This window comes from Arthrobacter sp. KKT183 (genome assembly GCF_055657625.1).
Map to the genome: position 1 here is coordinate 2220818 of NZ_CM145770.1, position 18544 is coordinate 2239361.

At 62.5% G+C, this 18544-nt stretch carries 21 protein-coding genes; 5 read left to right on the top strand and 16 right to left on the bottom strand.

Annotated features, from left to right (window positions below; translation table 11 throughout):
* The first annotated feature begins 49 nt into the window (after positions 1 to 49).
* On the top strand, positions 50 to 745 hold the full coding sequence (nucS, locus tag ACZ2GY_RS10575; RefSeq protein ID WP_056548106.1) for an endonuclease NucS: 696 nt from the start codon (positions 50 to 52) through the stop codon (positions 743 to 745).
* A gap of 314 nt (positions 746 to 1059) precedes the next feature.
* On the top strand, positions 1060 to 1263 hold the full coding sequence (locus ACZ2GY_RS10580; RefSeq protein WP_056548105.1) for a cold-shock protein: 204 nt from the start codon (positions 1060 to 1062) through the stop codon (positions 1261 to 1263).
* A gap of 88 nt (positions 1264 to 1351) precedes the next feature.
* Here the strand turns inward: ACZ2GY_RS10580 and ACZ2GY_RS10585 are convergent, their stop codons facing one another.
* From ACZ2GY_RS10585 to ACZ2GY_RS10645, 13 genes are all read right to left on the bottom strand, one after another.
* Positions 1352 to 1783: a DUF2550 domain-containing protein gene (locus ACZ2GY_RS10585; protein ID WP_277358604.1), complete on the bottom strand. Its 432-nt coding sequence runs from the start codon at positions 1781 to 1783 to the stop codon at positions 1352 to 1354.
* 11 nt (positions 1784 to 1794) lie between these two features.
* Complete coding sequence (locus ACZ2GY_RS10590) at positions 1795 to 2079, bottom strand: F0F1 ATP synthase subunit epsilon (RefSeq protein WP_056548103.1); 285 nt, start codon at positions 2077 to 2079, stop codon at positions 1795 to 1797.
* A 5-nt stretch (positions 2080 to 2084) separates the two neighbouring features.
* Positions 2085 to 3548 (bottom strand): F0F1 ATP synthase subunit beta, encoded by a 1464-nt coding sequence (gene atpD / locus ACZ2GY_RS10595; RefSeq protein ID WP_277358605.1) that lies wholly within the window; start codon positions 3546 to 3548, stop codon positions 2085 to 2087.
* An 83-nt stretch (positions 3549 to 3631) separates the two neighbouring features.
* On the bottom strand, positions 3632 to 4525 hold the full coding sequence (locus ACZ2GY_RS10600; protein ID WP_056548101.1) for a F0F1 ATP synthase subunit gamma: 894 nt from the start codon (positions 4523 to 4525) through the stop codon (positions 3632 to 3634).
* Between the two features lie 86 nt (positions 4526 to 4611).
* Positions 4612 to 6246, bottom strand: coding sequence for a F0F1 ATP synthase subunit alpha (gene atpA / locus ACZ2GY_RS10605; RefSeq protein WP_471671843.1), 1635 nt, complete (start codon positions 6244 to 6246; stop codon positions 4612 to 4614).
* A 106-nt stretch (positions 6247 to 6352) separates the two neighbouring features.
* Positions 6353 to 7168, bottom strand: coding sequence for a F0F1 ATP synthase subunit delta (locus ACZ2GY_RS10610; RefSeq protein ID WP_471671844.1), 816 nt, complete (start codon positions 7166 to 7168; stop codon positions 6353 to 6355).
* Positions 7168 to 7719, bottom strand: coding sequence for a F0F1 ATP synthase subunit B (locus tag ACZ2GY_RS10615; RefSeq protein WP_204531172.1), 552 nt, complete (start codon positions 7717 to 7719; stop codon positions 7168 to 7170). The genes ACZ2GY_RS10610 and ACZ2GY_RS10615 overlap by 1 nt, the downstream gene beginning before the upstream one ends.
* A 53-nt stretch (positions 7720 to 7772) precedes the next feature.
* Positions 7773 to 7976, bottom strand: a complete 204-nt coding sequence (gene atpE, locus ACZ2GY_RS10620) for an ATP synthase F0 subunit C (protein WP_009356484.1) — start codon at positions 7974 to 7976, stop codon at positions 7773 to 7775.
* Positions 7977 to 8054: 78 nt separating this feature from the next.
* Entirely contained in the window at positions 8055 to 8879 is an 825-nt protein-coding gene (gene atpB / locus ACZ2GY_RS10625) for a F0F1 ATP synthase subunit A (protein WP_277358607.1), read from the bottom strand.
* Positions 8880 to 8964: 85 nt separating this feature from the next.
* Positions 8965 to 9297: a hypothetical protein gene (locus ACZ2GY_RS10630; RefSeq protein WP_404800719.1), complete on the bottom strand. Its 333-nt coding sequence runs from the start codon at positions 9295 to 9297 to the stop codon at positions 8965 to 8967.
* On the bottom strand, positions 9284 to 9781 hold the full coding sequence (locus ACZ2GY_RS10635) for a hypothetical protein (protein ID WP_277358609.1): 498 nt from the start codon (positions 9779 to 9781) through the stop codon (positions 9284 to 9286). Before ACZ2GY_RS10635 ends, ACZ2GY_RS10630 begins: the two co-directional genes overlap by 14 nt.
* A 103-nt stretch (positions 9782 to 9884) precedes the next feature.
* Positions 9885 to 10892, bottom strand: a complete 1008-nt coding sequence (locus ACZ2GY_RS10640; RefSeq protein ID WP_277358610.1) for an MraY family glycosyltransferase — start codon at positions 10890 to 10892, stop codon at positions 9885 to 9887.
* Positions 10893 to 10894: 2 nt separating this feature from the next.
* Entirely contained in the window at positions 10895 to 12757 is a 1863-nt protein-coding gene (locus ACZ2GY_RS10645; protein ID WP_277358611.1) for a polysaccharide biosynthesis protein, read from the bottom strand.
* Positions 12758 to 12934: 177 nt separating this feature from the next.
* On the opposite strand from ACZ2GY_RS10645, the gene ACZ2GY_RS10650 reads away from it, so the two are divergent.
* From ACZ2GY_RS10650 to ACZ2GY_RS10660, 3 genes are read left to right on the top strand one after another with little or no spacing between them, the layout of a single operon-like run.
* Positions 12935 to 13834, top strand: a complete 900-nt coding sequence (locus ACZ2GY_RS10650; protein WP_346028117.1) for a glycosyltransferase — start codon at positions 12935 to 12937, stop codon at positions 13832 to 13834.
* A 3-nt stretch (positions 13835 to 13837) separates the two neighbouring features.
* Positions 13838 to 14803 carry a glycosyltransferase gene (locus ACZ2GY_RS10655; RefSeq protein WP_277358613.1) on the top strand — a complete coding sequence of 322 codons (966 nt, stop codon included), beginning with the start codon at positions 13838 to 13840 and terminating at the stop codon, positions 14801 to 14803.
* Positions 14800 to 15744 carry an NAD-dependent epimerase/dehydratase family protein gene (locus tag ACZ2GY_RS10660; protein ID WP_471671845.1) on the top strand — a complete coding sequence of 315 codons (945 nt, stop codon included), beginning with the start codon at positions 14800 to 14802 and terminating at the stop codon, positions 15742 to 15744. The genes ACZ2GY_RS10655 and ACZ2GY_RS10660 overlap by 4 nt, the downstream gene beginning before the upstream one ends.
* Here the strand turns inward: ACZ2GY_RS10660 and ACZ2GY_RS10665 are convergent.
* The 3 genes from ACZ2GY_RS10665 to prfA are packed head-to-tail and all read right to left on the bottom strand — an operon-like array spanning position 15695 to position 18456.
* Entirely contained in the window at positions 15695 to 16498 is an 804-nt protein-coding gene (locus tag ACZ2GY_RS10665; protein WP_471671846.1) for an L-threonylcarbamoyladenylate synthase, read from the bottom strand. The two genes, ACZ2GY_RS10660 and ACZ2GY_RS10665, sit on opposite strands and share 50 nt — an antisense overlap.
* Before the next feature lie 17 nt (positions 16499 to 16515).
* The gene (prmC, locus tag ACZ2GY_RS10670) at positions 16516 to 17364 is read right to left on the bottom strand and encodes a peptide chain release factor N(5)-glutamine methyltransferase (protein WP_346028114.1); all 849 of its coding nucleotides are present in this window, start codon (positions 17362 to 17364) and stop codon (positions 16516 to 16518) included.
* A gap of 15 nt (positions 17365 to 17379) precedes the next feature.
* Positions 17380 to 18456 (bottom strand): peptide chain release factor 1, encoded by a 1077-nt coding sequence (gene prfA, locus ACZ2GY_RS10675; protein ID WP_056548352.1) that lies wholly within the window; start codon positions 18454 to 18456, stop codon positions 17380 to 17382.
* Between the last annotated feature and the right edge of the window lie 88 nt (positions 18457 to 18544).

Here is an 18544-nt window from a genome sequence, read left to right on the forward strand (position 1 = left end):
GGGCGCCCTGAGAACGGGAAACTGCCCTGGGGCGGGTAGTGTGCACAGGGTGCGTTTAGTCATTGCCCGCTGCTCCGTCGATTACATCGGACGCCTCCGCGCCCATCTTCCCCTCGCGACCAGACTGCTCATGGTCAAGGCGGACGGCTCGGTTCTGGTCCATTCCGACGGCGGCTCCTACAAGCCGCTGAACTGGATGAGCCCGCCTGCCACCCTGAGGATCCTCGAGCCGGCAGCCGAGGATGCCGAGCTGGGGGTCACCGAAACCTGGAACGTCCAGCATGCCAAGAGCGATGACCGCCTGGTCATCAGCATCCATGAGCTACTGCATGAAAGTTCGCATGATCTCGGCGTGGACCCCGGCCTGATCAAGGACGGCGTCGAAGCAGACCTGCAGCGGCTGCTCGCGGAGCAGATCAGCCTTCTCGGCGACGGCTACTCGCTCATCCGCCGCGAATACATGACCGCAATTGGTCCGGTGGATATTCTTGCCCGGGACGGCGAGGGCCGCACGGTCGCCATTGAGCTGAAGCGCCGTGGCGATATTGACGGTGTCGAACAACTCACCCGGTACCTCGAACTACTGAACCGCAATCCGCTGATGGCTCCGGTCAAAGGCATTTTCGCGGCACAGCAGATCAAGCCCCAGGCGCGGGTGCTGGCTCAAGACCGGGGAATCGATTGCCTGACACTTGACTATGATGCAATGCGCGGTGTTGACGATGCGGATTCGCGCCTGTTCTAACCGCTGTCCGGATCTGGGGGACCGCGGTGACGGTTTGAACCGCTTACCGCAATCCTGAGCATCCGGATATTCGAATTCCCGCTTAACAATCGGTTTAATCGTCGGAATGTCCGTTGACCAGCCCATACGGCTATGTGATGCTTATTTCAGTCTTTGTGTACGTGGTTTTCATGCTCGCAAGACAGGTTGCGAGCGTGAAGCTTGTCGTAGGTGCAGGGTCGTTCTTGTCCTCGATGGAATTCACGCGAAGTAACTCGCGGTCGGCATACAGTGTGTCGATTCAGAAATATGTTCCATTATGAGGAGAAATATAAATGGCACAGGGAACCGTCAAGTGGTTCAACGCTGAAAAGGGCTTCGGCTTCATCACGCCGGACGACTCCGAGGGCGATGTCTTTGTTCACTACTCCGAGATCCAGACCGGAGGATTCCGGAGCCTCGATGAAAATCAGCGAGTACAGTTCGAGATCGGCCAGGGCGCCAAGGGTCCCCAGGCTACAGGCGTCACCGCGCTGTAACTCGAGTTGAAGCACATAGTTTGGGCCCCCACTTGTGCGGGGGCCCAAACTATTTAACTGGTTCCTGCTGCCCTGCCGTGCACGAACATCAGCGCCACGTACCGATGCCTATCACCGGGCCTGCTTCCAACCAGGAGGACAAACCGGCATAGACGTCGAACTTCATCGCGAGAAGCACCTCGGTCCCCTCGTAACTCAGCGTCACCACTATTGCCCCCGGCTGGATACGGGCCTTTTCCACCTCAGTGGGCTGACGCCAGCCTTTCAGTTCGAGCGAGCTGCGTAGGTACCGCTGACGGGGTCGTGGGCTGAGCGAGACCAGCCGTAACCACTCAAGGTGCTTGTCTGTATAACGACAAACCCCCATCCGCCAGCCCTTGCTCGGGAGGCGGATGGAGGCGTCGAAGGTTCCCAGCGCGGTGCGCAACTGAAAGCGGCGCAGACAAAAAGCACCGACCATGAAGACCAGCAGGGCAAAGAGCGCAGCAAGCGAGATGAACGTGATACCGATGCCGTCCATCAGGCCTTACGCTACTTAGCGTCTGCGGTCACTGAACCGCCGATCCTGGCATTGTCGGCAACAATAACCACACGGTTGCTGTCCACGGAGAAGAAGCCGCCATCAACGCCGACGATGAGCCGTTCGCCGGAGACCGGCTGGATGGCGAGCTCTCCTTCTGCGAGGATCGCGAGCACCGGAGAGTGTCCGGGAAGGATCCCGATCTCGCCGTCAGCAGTGCGGCCCTTGACCATGGTCGCCGCGCCGGACCACACGAAGTGGTCCGCCGCGACGATTTCGACTTCGAGTTCAGCCATGGAGCTTACTTTCCGCTCTGCTCTTGAATCCGTGCCCACTGACGCTCGACGTCGTCAAGACCGCCGATGTTGAAGAACGCCTGCTCGGCAATGTGGTCGAGATCGCCGTTGGCGATGGCGTTGAAGCCCTCGATCGTGTCCTTGATGCTCACGGTCGAGCCCTCGACACCGGTGAACTGCTTTGCCGTGTAGGTGTTCTGCGACAGGAACTGCTGGATGCGGCGTGCGCGCGAAACAACAATCTTGTCTTCTTCGGACAGCTCATCGACACCGAGGATGGCGATGATGTCCTGGAGTTCCTTGTTCTTCTGCAGGATCTGCTTGACGCGCACAGCGGTGTTGTAGTGATCGTGACCGATGTACTGCGGATCGAGGATCCGCGACGTGGAGGTCAGCGGATCGATGGCCGGGTACAGACCGCGTGAAGCGATCTCACGCGACAGTTCCGTGGTTGCATCGAGGTGCGCGAACGTGGTGGCCGGGGCCGGGTCCGTGTAGTCATCCGCCGGCACGTAAATGGCCTGCATCGAAGTGATGGAGTGGCCCTTGGTGGACGTGATGCGCTCCTGGAGGAGGCCCATCTCATCTGCCAGGTTGGGCTGGTAGCCCACGGCCGACGGCATGCGGCCCAGCAGGGTCGACACCTCGGAACCTGCCTGGGTGAAACGGAAGATGTTGTCGATGAAGAGCAGCACGTCCTGCTTCTGGACATCGCGGAAGTATTCCGCCATGGTGAGTGCGGACAGCGCAACCCGCAGGCGCGTGCCTGGCGGCTCATCCATCTGACCGAAGACAAGGGCGGTGTCCTTCAAGACGCCGGCCTCTTCCATTTCGACCCAGAGGTCGTTTCCTTCACGGGTACGCTCACCGACGCCGGCGAAGACCGAGGTACCACCGAAGTTGCGTGCCACTCGGGTGATCATTTCCTGGATCAGCACCGTCTTGCCCACTCCGGCACCGCCGAAGAGACCGATCTTTCCACCCTTGATGTAGGGGGTAAGAAGGTCAATGCTCTTGATTCCGGTTTCAAGCATCTCGGTGGAGCCCTCAAGCGAGGCGAAGGAGGGAGCCTTGCGGTGGATTGGCCAGCGCTCGGTGATCTCCAGCTGCGATTCCTCGACGTCGAGCGGCTTGCCCAGAACGTTGAAGATGTGGCCCTTCACGACGTCTCCGACGGGAACCGAAATGGCAGAGCCGGTGTCCTGAACGGTGGTACCGCGCACCAGGCCGTCGGTCGCCTGCAGGGAGATCGCACGCACGAGATTGTCGCCCAGATGCTGCGAGGTCTCGAAGGTGATCATGCGCGTCTCACCGTTGAGGGTCACCTCGGTGGTCAGCGCATTGTAGATGGCGGGAATGGCGTCAGCCGGAAACTCAACGTCGACAACCGGGCCGATGACACGGGCTATGCGGCCGGTCGCGCCGGGGGCAACTGAGTCCGTACTGTTCTCAACAGTCTGGGCAGTCATCTCTCTCACTTCATTCAGTAGATGGCGTGGTGCTAATGGTAGTGCGGTTGGGAACCCCGTGGGGTCCGCGGAGGCCGGGGGGGTCAGGACGCGCTTAGTGCGTCCGCACCTGCCACGATCTCCGAAAGCTCCTGCGTGATTTCCGCCTGGCGGGCGGTGTTGCGAAGGCGCGTGTACTTTTTGATCAGTTCGGTCGCGTTGTCGCCCGCCGACTTCATGGCACGCTGGCGTGCTGCGAGCTCGCTCGCAGCCGCCTGAAGCAGCGCTGCGAAGATCCGGGACTCGATGTACCGCGGAAGCAGCGCATCAAGAACTCTTTCGGGTTCCGGCTCGTACTCGTACAGGGGAAGGATGTCCGACTCGCTCGCTGCTTCCTCTTCGACAACCTCAAGCGGCAGAAGACGAATGACCGTCGGTTCCTGGGTGACCATCGAACGGAAACGCGTGTAGACGACGTGGATCTCGTCAACACCACCGTCCTCGAAGTCGGTTCCGAACTGCTCCAGAAGCACGGCGCCAACCTCACGCGCGGTCTCGAACTCGGGCGCATCCGTGCCGCCCGTCCAGACCTGCTCGTAGGGACGACCGCGGAAATCAAAGTACGCCTGGGCTTTCCGGCCGATCAGATAGGTCTTGACTTCCTTACCCTCCTCGCGGAGAAGCTCAAGGAGAGCTTCCGCCTGCTTCAGCACAGTGGCCGAGTAGGAGCCCGCCAGGCCTCTGTCCGAGGTCATGATGAGCACTGCCGCCCGCCGGATCTGCTCCGGCTCGGTGGTCAGTGGGTGATCAATCTCGGACTGCGACGCAACAGCGGAAACCGCACGGGTGATGGCATTGGCATAGGGCAGTGACGACGACACGCGGGCGCGTGCCTTGCCAATGCGAGAGGTGGCGATCAGTTCCATCGCCTTGAAGATCTTCCGCATCGACGTCGTCGACACGATCTTCTGGCGGTAGACCCGGATCTGGGCTCCCATACTTGTCCTTTCCTTCGTAGTCCCCACGAAAGGAACCACGGTTCAGGCATCGGGCGTTCGCGCGCGGTGCGCGAACGCCCGCGCCGTTAGCGCTTCTGCTTGACGATCTTTTCCTGGTCCACGGCGCCCTCATCGAGGGGGCTGTGTTCCTCGTGGCCTGCGACAAGACCATCATGACCTTCGCCGAAGAACCCCTGTTTGAAGTCCGTGATGTGGGACTTGAGCTCATCCACAGTGGAGTCTTCGAGCTTATTGGTCTGCGCCAGCGTGGTCAGCACTGAGGACTTGTGGCGCAGGTGCTCCAGGAACTGGGACTCGAACTTGCGGATGTCCTCAACCGGTACATCGTCAAGGTACCCATTGGTGCCGGCCCAGATCGAAACGACCTGCTCCTCCATGGGGAACGGCGCGTACTGGCCCTGCTTCAGCAACTCCATGAGGCGTGCCCCGCGGGTCAGCTGCTGACGGGAGGCAGCGTCCAGGTCCGAAGCGAACATGGCGAACGCCTGCATGTCACGGTACTGGGCGAGATCGAGTTTCAACGTACCCGAAACCTTCTTCATTGCCTTCACCTGCGCGGCACCGCCCACGCGGGACACGGACACACCGACATCAACGGCGGGCCGCTGGTTGGCGTTGAACAGGTCTGACTGAAGGAAGATCTGACCATCAGTAATGGAGATGACGTTTGTCGGAATGTAGGCCGACACGTCGTTCGCTTTGGTTTCGACCAGCGGAAGACCTGTCATCGAGCCCGCTCCCAACTCGTCCGAGAGCTTTGCACAACGCTCCAACAGGCGGGAGTGCAGGTAAAAAACATCGCCCGGGTAGGCTTCGCGTCCCGGCGGACGGCGCAGCAGCAGGGACACCGCGCGGTAGGCCTCTGCCTGCTTGGAGAGATCATCAAAGATGATCAGAACGTGCTTGCCGCCGTACATCCAGTGCTGGCCGATGGCCGAACCTGCGTAGGGAGCAAGGTATTTGAAGCCGGCGGGGTCCGAGGCAGGGGACGCCACGATGGTGGTGTACTCCAGGGCGCCCTTGTCCTCCAACGTCTGGCGAACGGCCGCGATGGTCGAAGCCTTCTGGCCGATGGCGACGTAGATGCAGCGGACCTGCTTCTGCACGTCTCCGGATGCCCAGTTGGCCTTCTGGTTGATGATGGTGTCCACCGCGATGGCCGTCTTGCCGGTCTGGCGGTCACCGATGATGAGCTGGCGCTGTCCGCGGCCGATCGGGATCATGGCGTCGATGGCCTTGAGGCCGGTCTGCATCGGCTCGTGCACCGACTTGCGCTCCGTTACGCCCGGTGCCTGGAGCTCGAGTGCACGACGCGCCTCTGCCTTAATCTCACCGAGGTCGTCGATCGGCTGCCCGAGGGGGTCAACCACGCGGCCAAGGAAGGCATCGCCAACGGGAACGGAGAGAATCTCTCCGGTCCGGTGTACTTCCTGACCTTCTTCGATACCGGTGTAGTCACCGAGGACAACGACACCGATTTCACGGGTGTCGAGGTTCTGGGCGAGGCCCAGCGTGCCGTCTTCGAAGCGCAGCAGCTCGTTTGCCATGACAGAGGGAAGTCCCTCTACCCTGGCGATGCCGTCACTTGCGGATGTTACGCGGCCAACTTCGACCCGCTCCGCGTTTCCGGGTTCGTAGGACGCCGCGAACTCGTTCAACGCATTACGGACGTCGTCGGCGTTGATGGTCAATTCGGCCATCTGCAGTCCCTGCTCTCCTGTGTTGTGACCACCGCCGGTAAGCGGTGACCGTGTTGTTTTCGTCTGTAGTCGAAGCCCGCGAGCTTCAGCGTTGCCCTGTCCGCAGCTAAACGGCCATCTTTCGACGGAGTTCGGACAGCCGGGTTACTGCCGTGGCGTCAACCACTTCGTCTCCCACCTTCACGCGAACGCCGCCCACGAGGGACGGGTCCACGTTGACATTGACCTTGAGGTCTCGCCCGTAGAGCGCGTTCAGCCCTGCCTGGAGCCGGGCCAGCTGCTCATCCGACAGCGGACGGGTAACGCTGACGGTAGCAATCCAGCGCTCCTGGCGCAGGGCAACAAGCTCAATGAAGCGTTCAGCCAACGCCGACGGCCGCAGGCCACGCGGCGACAGAACCGCCTGACGGATCAAAAGCCTGGCTTCATCTCCGGCCGAGGGAACGAGCTTCAGCGCAAGGGCCACTTTCGCTGATCCTTCTGCCTGGGGTTCAGACAATGCGCGCTGCAGATCGTGGTTCGAGCCAACGACGCTCAGGAATGAGAAGAGATCGTTCTCAAGTCCCTCGAGCCCTCGGATTCCCTGTCCCCTGTTTTCGGCCACCGCAATAGCGACGGTTGCGGCGAGCGCTTCCAGTGCGTCACCGATGTCGCGGGGCTTGGCCCAGCGGCGGGCAACGAGGTCGCGAACGATGTCCGACGCCTCCGGCGAAATCCGTCCAGCGAACAACCGCGTGGACAAAGCAACCTTCTGCTCGCCGTCGCGATTCGGGTCAGTGACGGCGCGGCGGAGCCCGGCGTTCGAATCGAGTGTGTCCAGCACACCGAACAATTCCTCGGCCAGCGTCAGCGATGCTGTGCCGAGACGAGGCTCAAGTTCCTGCCGCGCCGCCGTGAGGGACTGGCTTGATACGCCTGCCATTATTTGGCTGCACCTGCGCTCTGGGTAGCGGACTGCGCCTCCAGGTCAGCGAGGAAGCGGTCGACAACGCGTGCAGAGCGCGCGTCATCGGCCAGGGACTCGCCGACGATCCGGCTGGCCAGGTCAGTGGCAAGGGTTCCGACGTCAGCCCGCAGTGAGACAGCAGCTGCCTGACGGTCGGCCTCGATTTGTGCCTCAGCCTGCGCGGAGATGCGGTTCGCCTCGGCGACTGCCTTCTCCTTGAGCTCAGCCAGGATCTGGGCGCCCTCAGCACGTGCTTCCTCGCGGATGCGATTCGCCTCGGTGCGAGCGTCGACCAGCTGCTGCTTGTACTCCTCGCGTGCCGCGTTGGCCTCAGCCTGTGCGGCCTCCGCCTTTGCGATGCCACCCTCAATGGCTTCAGTCCGCTCTGCAAACGTCTTCTCAAACGCCGGCATGACGAACTTGATAACGATGTACATCAGTACAGCGAACCCTGCGACCGTAACCAATAGTTCCCATAGGTTCGGTGCGAGGGGACTTTCAGCTGCAAGTATGACTGCGCTATCCATGTTGTTTCACCCGTCTTTCTACCACTAGTCCGTTTGGTCAGCCAGCGACTCTTCTAGAGAACGAAGGCGAAGACCAGACCGAGGATTGCGAGGGCTTCGGTCAGTGCCAGGCCAAGGAATGCGATTGGCTGCAGTACACGCTGCGCCTCCGGCTGACGAGCAACACCGTTGATGTACGCGGCGAACACGAGGCCCACACCGATACCACCGCCGATTGCGGAGAGACCGTAACCTACGAGGTTCAGATTGCCTTCCATTTTTTTCCTTTCAAGATGCCGCGCTATGCCGGCAGGTTGGTTGGGATCATCCCCAGCGGGGAAGACTTTTGTTAGGTATTAGTGGGCGTCCGCATGAAGGGCGCCCTCGATGTAGATCGCGGCCAGCAGGGTGAAAACGTAGGCCTGGAGAACCATGATCAAAGCTTCGAGCATGTACATAGCAACCGCGCCGCCAAGAACCAAAACTCCGGTTCCCTGCAGGAGGATGTTGCCGGACAGGGTCATGAATTCGATCGCGCTGCCGGCCAACATCACGATGAGGTGACCTGCCAGCATGGTTGCGAACAAACGGAGGGAGTGGGTGACCGGACGAACCAGGAAGTTCGAAATGATCTCGATCGGAACTACCAGCGGCATGATGTACCACGGCACTCCGGAGGGAACCACGGCGAGCTTGAAGTAGCGCAGGCCATGCTTCTTCACGCCGACGGCAATCCAGAGGATGTAGAAGATGGCCGCGATCGCGTACGCGCTGCCAGGGTGGGAGAAAGTGGGGATTTGAAGCAGCGGGACCGCACCGAAGATGTTGTTCACGAGGATAAAGAAGAACGCGGTGAAGAGCCACGGCACATACTTCATGTACTCGCGTCCGCCGATGATGTCCTTGCCGATGGAGTTACGCACGAAGCCGTACGCGGCTTCTCCGAGGAACTGCATCTTGCCCGGAACAAGTTGACCACGGCGGGAGGCTATATAGAAAAATGCGCCGATGAGGATGACCGACAGGATGACCAGCAGCATCTGCTTGCCGAAGCCTGGCGCGAACCAAACGCCATATTCACTATTCCAGGGAAGAATGTTCGGCGGGTGCGCTTCTTCAATCGTGGGTGGGACAAAGCCCTCTTCAGTGGTGGTTTGAGCGGGGAGCGCAAGCGCGATCAACGCGTTTCCTCTCTGCAGTGTCCATCGTTGGGCGGAGTTGGATCGGGCACAGCGTTACTGCTCCGACGCATGAAGTTATGGGACATTACTCAGGGGAACCTTCCTCCGGACCGCTCCTGCGTTCCGGCGTTGATCCAGGACCGGAGGAGTTGGAACGGGTGAGGTTGTGCTTGTGGGAGAGATAAAAGCCGCCCACTGCACCCAAGAGGCCTCCTGCGAGCACGATCCAACGCGTCCCCAGGAGACTGTCCAGCCCCCAGCCTATCAAACTCCAGACTATGATCCCGCCAATGATGTAGCTGAAAACAGCTATTCCATCGTTGTACCCGGCTTCGCCGTAGCGACCGCGCGCGTCAGCCTCTGGGCGCTCATCGCCCGAGCCCGAGCCGGTGCTGGAGGCTCCTTTACGCACGTCCATCAACCGCCTGCGTTCCGGACGACCCGGTCGAGTCACAGTCGTTGTAGAGCTGGTGGCGCGCCTTGGCAAAAACGGTGACCTCGACAATCTGCCAAAGAACTACTGCTCCCACGGCCGCACCGAAAAACCAGGTGCGTTCCAGCCAGGAGGGGACACCGACAAAAAACAGGACAGCGGCAAAGCCGACCACCTTGATGGCGTAAGTGACCATGAAGATTCCGAGGGCGCCGCTGGGATTCGACCGACCGACGAAATGGCCGATGAGCAGGCTCAGCCCGAAGAAGAGTGCCACCACGGCGTAGCCGAAGAGCACGCTCGCGGCCCCGCTCCCCCCGTTCATCGCGAATGCGATGGCGGTGGTGATGACCAGCGCCGCCCCCGTGACAGCGAGGCAACGCAGCAGGATCCGCAGCCACAGGGACTCAGTGGGACCAGACGCGGAGGCACGGGACACACTGGCGCGCGGTGCGTCGGGTGTGCTCATGGGGTTCCGTCCATCGAGGGGTAGGTTGGGCAGGCGTCTCAGCCCGGCCGGTCCCTGAAATTCTACAGCAGATAGAAATCGATCCCGCTCTTAGTTGCTTTTCTCAACCGTCGGCCGGAATCAGCCGTCGTCGGGCAAGGAGTTTCGGCGAGTAGATGTACAGCGCGACGACGGCGGCCGCGAACACTGAGCAGACGATCGCCAGTGGTGCCGGTGCCGTAGCGAGGACAAATCCGGCCGCACCGACCAGTGCAGAGCACGCGGTGACCACAAGCGCTGACTGCACGTGGGTGAGTCCGACGTCGGTCAAACGCTGGTAGACATGCTCGCGGTGCGAGGCGTACCAGCGATCCCCCGCTCTCACTCGCCGCAGGAAGGTGATGAAGGTGTCGGCCAGATAGATCAGCACAGGAGACAGCAGGTACTCGAGGTAAACGCCCGCCAGCAAGCCAGCGACCGCCATGCCGGCGATGGACGCGCCCAGCAGATAACTGCCGACGTCGCCGAGGAAAACAAAACCCCGCCCAAGATTCCAGGGCAGGAATCCAGCGAAAGCTGCAGCAACCACAAGTCCAGCGACTGTAAGCCAGAACTGGCCCACGAGCATGCCGGCTACCGAGTAGAACACGCCCACCAGGACGCCATGGAGGCCGGAGATACCGTTGATGCCGTCCATGAAATTGGCGGCATTCACGTAGGCGGCCACTGCAAGCGCGCCAATCGGCACCCACCAGTAGGATTGCCCGATCGTCCATGCAAGAGCAGTGGTTCCGACTGCTCCGATCGTCAACTGGATCAGCGCACGCAGCCGGATCGACAGACCCCGGTAGTCTTCGATCCAGCCGAGTACGGCCGCCGCTGAAAGGATTGCCAGGACGATGAGCACCACTGAGCGGTCTACCGGGACCAGGCCGGTCAGCAGGGACAGAAGAAGCCCGACGACGATCCCCACTGCGACGGTGATGCCCACTCCCCGGATAACCACCGAGGTGTGAGAGGACCGTTCATTGGGGATGTCGAGCACGCCCAGCTTCTGCAGGATCGGCTTCAGTCCAAACGGCAGGACCAGGCTGAGCAGCAGGGAGGAACCGACAACAACCCAGAGCAGCATGGTCAGGCCCCTTTTTCAGCCGGAGGTTGCATGCCCTCGGAATAGGCCTCGATGCCGCCCTTGACCTTCCAGTCACGCAGGTCGAGCATGCCCGGATCAAGTGCCGCTACCCGGGTGTGCGAAATCTTGGGGTGGAGGGGGCGGGCGTCGTCCTCGTCGATCCCCACAAGGTCTTCGTGTAGTTTCTCGCCTTTGCGCAGGCCGGTGAAGACTATTTCGATGTCCTTCCCGGACATTGCGATCATCCGCTGGGCCACATCCAGAATCTTCACCGGCTCCCCCATGTCGAGGATCAGGACTTCCCCCCCGCTGCCGATTGCTCCCGCCTGAATGACGAGCTGGCAGGCTTCAGGGATGGTCATGAAGAAGCGGGTCACCTCGGGGTCGGTGACAGTGATCGGTCCGCCCACCCTGATCTGCTCAGTGAATAGCGGCAGCATCGATCCGCGGCTACCAATAACGTTGCCGAAGCGGACGGACACGTACCTTGCGCCCGCCGCGCCGGCCGTCCAGGCCGTCAATTTCTCAGCGACGCGCTTCGAGTGACCAAGAACGCTGGTGGGATTGGCGGCCTTGTCCGTGGAAATGTTTACGAAGTTGCTGACACCGGCCGCTTCGGCTGCCCGCAGAACGTTGAGCGTGCCAAGGACGTTCGTTTTCCACGCCTCTTCCGGATACTGCTCAAGCAGGGACACGTGCTTAAGCGCCGCCGCATGGAAAACCACCTCAGGTTTGCGGTCTACGAAGATTGCGCGCAGCGTGTCTGCTTCCCGGATGTCGGCAAGGACTGTGTCCCTGCCCGTCAGCAGTCCCCTGCCTGTCAGGGAGATCTGGGTGGTCTGAAGTCCCGTTTCGTCACGATCAAGCATGATGAGTTCCGCTGGCCCGAACTCTGCGATCTGGCGGCACAGCTCGGAGCCGATGGAACCGCCTGCACCGGTCACCAGAACCCGCCTGCCGGCGATGTAGCCCGCCACCTCGTCAGCGCGGATATCCACCGGACGCCGGCCGATCAAATCCTCCACCGCCACTTCACGGAAATCGGTGAGGCCCTTCTCTCCGCCTCCAGCGAGCATCTCGCGCAGCGGCGGCAGCACGAGTACGCGTATGTTAAGCCCAGTGACGAGGTCCGAAACGCGCCTCACCTGCGCCGCTTCAACATCGGAAAACGCAATGACGAGGGCGGTTGCACGCGTGCGCCGCGCCATCTCGGGCAGATCTTCGAGGCGGCCCAGTACCGGAACCGTGGCGAGCCGCAGGTGCTTCTTGGCGGGATCATCATCGATCAGGCCGACCGGAAAGTAGGGGGACTCCCGATCCTGCATCATCCGGGTTACCAGCGACTTGCCGAGGAAGCCTGCCCCATAGATCAGGGTCCGCTGCGCGTCGTCGCCGGGTTTGGCCTTGCTCTCCACATACATACGCTTCAGATAGCGGGTTGACGCCATGAAGATACAGGCAAAAGGGAAAGCGATAATAGCCACGCTTCGCGGGATCTGGATGACGCTGATGAAAGCGATGCTCACCAGCAGCAGGATCACAGAAACAATCACCGTCACGATCACCAGCAGACGCGCTTCGTGGAAGCTACCGAACGCATAGCGCCCCCGGTAGAGGGCGAAGCTCATCCCGACAACCAGCTGGGAGATCACTGCAACGGCGCAGAAGACGACTGCACCCGGCACATTGATCTGGGTGACCAGCAGCTCCAGGCGAAGGATCACGGCCAGGAAGACAGCAACAATCCACGCGAAGGAATCGAAGGCGTACTGGGACCACAACCACAGGGCCGGCTTGTCGGTCCTGCCGGCGGAGTCGTCCTGATTCACGCGAGCCGCGGAATTCTGGTTATCCGTCTGTGTCATGATTCCTTTGGATGGGCGGTTGGCGTAGCGTCACGCCCCCTTCGATCCGGCGCGAAAAGGCCGTCCGGGCCGTGTAATAGACTTTCCCTACCCGAGAATACTAGCCCGACTGATGCGTGCTCCCTGTGACCGATCACCGCGAGCTGAGCGTTGCGGAGGCTGGCCGAAAGGACCGTTTTGCAGGAAACCGTGGCTGTAGCGGCAGTGACTTTCGACAGACCGGATGACGTACAGACACTTCTCGAAGCGCTCGCACGGCAAGATCACCCGATCGCATCTGTGGCACTGGTTGACTCGGGCACACAGGACGTCTCTGCCCTGGCTGAACAATCCAGCGCTCCCGTGAACTACATCCGGTCCGCCACCAATCTGGGCGGCGCCGGCGGTTTCTCCCTCGCAATTCTTTCCGCGATGGCGAGCGGCGCCGAGTGGATCTGGATCATGGACGACGACGCCCACCCTGAGGACACCGCTGTCCTCAGCAAACTGCTTGAGTCCGCCCATCTGCGCAACCTTGACGTCGTCGTGCCCCTGATCGTCGCACCGACCGATTCCACCCGGCTCTCCTTCCCCTTTCGCATCCAGGGGCGCACCACCCACGATCGGGATCAGGTGGAGAACCTTGGCTTCATTCCGGACATTGCCCAGTTCTTCAACGGAGCGCTGATCCGCGCCGACGTCTTTTTCCGGGTCGGGCTGCCGGATCTACGCCTGTTCATCCGCGGCGATGAAACTGACTTCATGCTGAGGCTCCGCCGCGCCGGCATCCCCTTCGGTACGGTCACCACCGTTGCGCTCAGCCACCCGCCGGGATGGGCTGAAGTGCAGCACGTCATCGGCGACCGGCTCCATGTGCTGGTTCCGGAAACACCCTTCAAGCGCTTCTACTTCTTCCGGAACCGCGGACATCTCACGCGTCGGTACATCCGTGTGCGTTCCTTTGTAGCGGACGTGGTGGGGTACCCGGTCTACTACGTCCGCAGGGGTGATATCCGCGGGCTTGCCTCCTGGGCCCGTGCCTACGCTGCAGGAATGCGTGGGCGAAGCTTCGGCCCTCCCTCCGACTTCGGGTTCTGATTGATGACCGCGCAGCCGTCCGTCACCGTGGTGGTGACTACCTTTAACCGCGCCGGCTACTTGAGCCGACTGCTGGATTCTCTGGGACAGCTCGATCCGGCGCCTGCCGCCGTCGTCGTCGTTGACAACGCCAGTACCGACTCCACCGGTGAGGTACTGGAAGCGGCGGCCGCCTCGTTTCCGGTCCCGCTGACGGTTCACCGGCTGGGAGTCAATGCCGGTGGCTCCGGCGGCTTCTCCGCCGGTGTTGAGCGCGCGCTGGCCGACGGCGCGACCTGGCTGTGGCTGATGGACGACGACGTCGAAGTCCTGCCCGGCGCGCTGGCCGCCTTTTCCCCGTGGCTCGAACACTACAGATGCTTGCACGGCCGGCGCCTGGACCACACCGGTGAACCTTTCTTCTGGCAACACCGTTTCAACCCGTTCCTTGGCGTGCACTTCCCGATTCCCGGCAACGTCTTCGCTTCTTCTCCGGTTTTCCGCACCAATGTGGCGTGCTTCGAGGGTGTTCTCCTGCATGCGGGCGTCGTCCGCGAGGTGGGACTGCCTGACCCGCGGTTCTTCATCAACGGCGATGACACCACTTACGGCTGGCTCATCTCCCAGCGGGAGCCAGTTGTCTACATTGACGAGTTCGTGCTGCGGAAGGCCCGCCCGCAGAAGCAGATCGACCTCGGCCTGCGGCATCTGAACGATTCGAGCAACCTGGGACGCTACTGCGGAATGCGGAACCGCGGGCATCTCGCAAGGTATTTGATGGAGTACGGGCAATTCAACCGCGTCGGATTCGCACTGGGAACAGCCCTCACCGCAGCGAAGGAACTGGTACGGCTGATCGCGGTCGAGCATACTCTTTCGGGCGTCGGTTCCCTGTGGCACGGGTGGCGCGAGTCGCGCTTTGTCCTGCGGGATCCCGACTGGCTGCCGATGCCGGCGCTGACTCCCCGGGCAACGGGCGCTGCCTCATGATCTGGTCCGTCGTCGGCGGCAGCGGCTTCGTCGGGAGCGCAGTCCTCAAGGCGCTCACGGAGGCAGGTGAGGAAGCAAGGCCGGTCAGGGCACCGCGCGTCAGTGCATCAGCAGACACACCGGCACGGGTACTCGCGGAGGCTGACCGGCAGGCCGCCGTCGTCGACCGCCTGGCGGCTGAACTCGCCGGTTGCACCGTGGTGGTCAATGCGGCAGGCGCCGCCGCACCGCGCAGTCCCGGCTCACCGGAGCTGACCGGCGCCAACGCCCTGCTCCCCGTGCTGCTCGCCCGCGCGTGCGCCGCGGCGGGGGTTCATCGGCTGGTGCACCTCAGCAGCGCGGCCGTGCAGGGGCACCGTCCGGTCCTCGACGAATCGCCGGACACTGCACCCTTTTCCCCTTACTCTCGGAGCAAGGCGCTCGGGGAACAGGCGCTTGGACTCGGCCCCTTCGGCACGCTTGAAATTGTCTCGGTGCGCGCCACCTCCGTCCAGGGCCTTGAACGGCCGACGACGACGGCACTGGCCCGGCTCGCTGCCTCACCGCTGGCATCGGTCGCCTCACCCGGCACCGCACCCAGCCCGGTCTCCTCGGTCGATGCCCTCGCTGAACTGATCCGGACGGTCGGCCTGCATGAGGGTGAGGTGCCGCGCATTGTCCTGCAGCCCTGGGAAGGGATGACCGTGCGGTCAGTGCTCGAGGCCACCGGCGGCATTCCCCTGGTTCTTCCGGCATTTCTCTGTCGGCTCATCCTGCGCACGGGATACGGGGTATCCGCACTTCTGAAGGAACGCCTGCACGGGTCGATCCGGCGGGTTGAACTGATGTGGTTCGGCCAGGATCAGGTTGCCGGCTGGGTTGCCCGGCAGGGCGTCGCCCTTCCTGCCCGCGTCAGTTCGATCCTTGAGGAGGCCGGGGCTCGTCGACGCGGTCCTCGCTAGTGGGCTGGCTTTCAGCGGGCGTCGCGTCCTGCGGGCCCGCAGGTTCTTCTTCCGTGCCGCGTTCCTCTTCCGCGCTCCCGTCCTCTGCACCGGCGTCGTCACCGGCGGTTCCACGTACGACCCCGGGAACCACAGCGCGCAGCTCTTCGAACGAAATCACGCCCTCGCGAACCACGACGGGCAGATCTCCGGTGGTATCCACGATGGTGGACGCACCGGCGTCGGCTGAGCGTGCACCGTCTTCAAGGTAGACCTCCACCGCGTCTCCCAGCTGGGCATAGGCATCAGCCGCGGTAGCAGCCGCCGGCTGCCCCGTGCGGTTCGCCGAGGAGACGGCGAGCGGACCCGTCAGGATCAGGAGGTCCAACGCAACGCGGTCGTTCGGCATGCGAAGGGCCACAGTGCCGAACGTGTCCCCGAGGTCCCAGGTGAGCGAAGGCTGGGCATGACAGATGAGGGTGAGGCCGCCCGGCCAGAACTCCTCGGCGAGCCTGCGGGCTTCAAGGCTGATGTCGGTTGCCAGCCCGTCCATGGTCTGGAGGCGTGGAATGAGAACCGGCGGCGGCATGCTGCGGCCGCGGCCCTTGGATGCGAGCAGCGTGGCAACGGCTTGCGGTGTGAAGGCATCCGCGGCAATGCCGTACACGGTGTCGGTGGGAATCACCACGCACTGCTTTGCGGCAAGCGCACGTTGGGCACGCGCAATTCCCTCACTGCGTTCGGTGGAGTCGGAGCAATCGAAGGTGGCACTCACGCCAGCCATCCTTTCATTTACAGCACGTCGGTTCGAATTGCCGATGTTGCACGGTCCCGCTCAGCAAGGTCCTGGTGCGTGCAGACAGTCTTCCACGACGGGTCTGCGCCCAGTATCCGCATCAGTGCTTCTGCCTGCACCTCGGCGTGTTCCATCACGAAATAACCGCCGGGCTTCAGGAGGCGCACGGCCGCAGCTGCAGCGGCCAGGGGTAGGCGCAGCCCGTCGGCACTCCCCCCGAACAGTGCAATCTCCGGGTCGTGCTCAGCAACTTCGGGGTCGCGAGGAACCGCATCGGTTGGGATGTAGGGAGGATTAGATACGACGACGTCGAACGTTCCGTTCAGTTCGCTGAGCGCCGTGGCATAGTCGCCGTTGACCAGGGTGACACCGTGCGGCTTCAAATTGCGCGCCGCCCATGCCAACGCCAGCTCGCTCAGTTCAACCGCATAAACGTCCGCGTCGGGCACCTCCTGCGCAATCGAGCCTGCTATGGCGCCGGACCCGGTTCCAAGGTCCGCCACGCGCGCCCCGGAGATACCCCGCGCCGCATCAATGGCAAGCTGGGCAACCGCCTCCGTCTCCGGGCGTGGAATGAAGACGCCAGGTCCCACTGCAACCTCCAGACCGCGGAAGTACGCAATGCCCGTGATGTGTTGAAGCGGCACCCGCTGGGCCCGCTCGGCAACGAGTTCGCCGTACCCCTCCGGCACCGCAGCCCCGATCAAGGCGAGGGCACGCACCCGACCCACACTCTCAGCCATGAGGTGCGCGGCGAGGAGTTCCGCGTCGACCCTCGGACTCGGCACACCTGCCTCAGCCAGCGTCGACGCAGCTTCGCGCAGGGCATCCGCCAGCGACTCCATGCTGTGCCGACTCTCCTACGCGTCGTCGCCGATGGCGTCGAGCCGGGTCTGTTCGTCCAGTTCGATGGCGGACTGTACTACCGGTTCGAGCTCACCATTCATGACGGCGTCGAGGTTGTACGCCTTGTAGCCCGTGCGGTGATCAGCGATGCGGTTTTCGGGGAAGTTGTAGGTGCGGATCCGCTCTGACCGGTCCATAGTGCGCACCTGGGACTTGCGGATGTCAGAGTTCGCGGCGTCGATCTCTTCCTGCTTGGCAGCCAGGATGCGAGAGCGCAGCACGCGCATGGCTGCCTCCCGGTTCTGCAGCTGGGATTTCTCGTTCTGCATGGCAACGACGATGCCGGTGGGAAGGTGGGTGATGCGCACGGCGGAGTCCGTGGTGTTCACCGACTGGCCGCCGGGCCCGGACGACCGGTAGACGTCAATCTTGAGGTCGTTCTGACTGATTTCCACCTCTTCGGGCTCATCAACCTCGGGTAGTACCAGTACTCCGGCTGCCGAGGTGTGAATCCGCCCTTGCGACTCCGTGACCGGAACGCGCTGCACCCGGTGAACTCCGCCCTCGAACTTCAACCGCGCGTACACGCCTTCGGCAGGGTCATTCGATGATCCCTTGATGGCCATCTGGACATCCTTGTACCCGCCGAGATCGGATTCATTGGCGGAAATGAGCTCGGTCTTCCAGCCGCGGGATTCGGCGTACCGGGTGTACATCCGGAGGAGATCGCCGGCAAACAGCGCGGCTTCGTCTCCTCCTTCGCCACCCTTGACCTCGATGATGACGTTGCGGGAGTCGTTGGGATCACGCGGGATCAGCAGCCGTCGCAGACGTTCCTGCGCGGCAGCCAACTGTTGCTCAAGCTCGGGGATCTCGGCAGCGAATTCAGGGTCCTCGGCCATCTCACGGGCGGCTTCAAGATCATCTTCCAGGGCCTGCCACCGTGTGTGCGCTTCCACGATGCCGCTGAGTTCGGCATAGCGCCGGCCAAGCTTGCGAGCCAGGGACTGGTCTGTGTGGACGGCCGGATCAGACAGCCGGACCTGCAGCTCGGCGTGCTCATCGAGCAGGCCCTGAATGGACTCAAACATGGCGGACACAACCTTCAGTATCGGATTCGAGCGGTGGTGGGTGGTTTAACGCGCGAAGCCGTTCGAGACATGCCGGCCGGCATGTCTC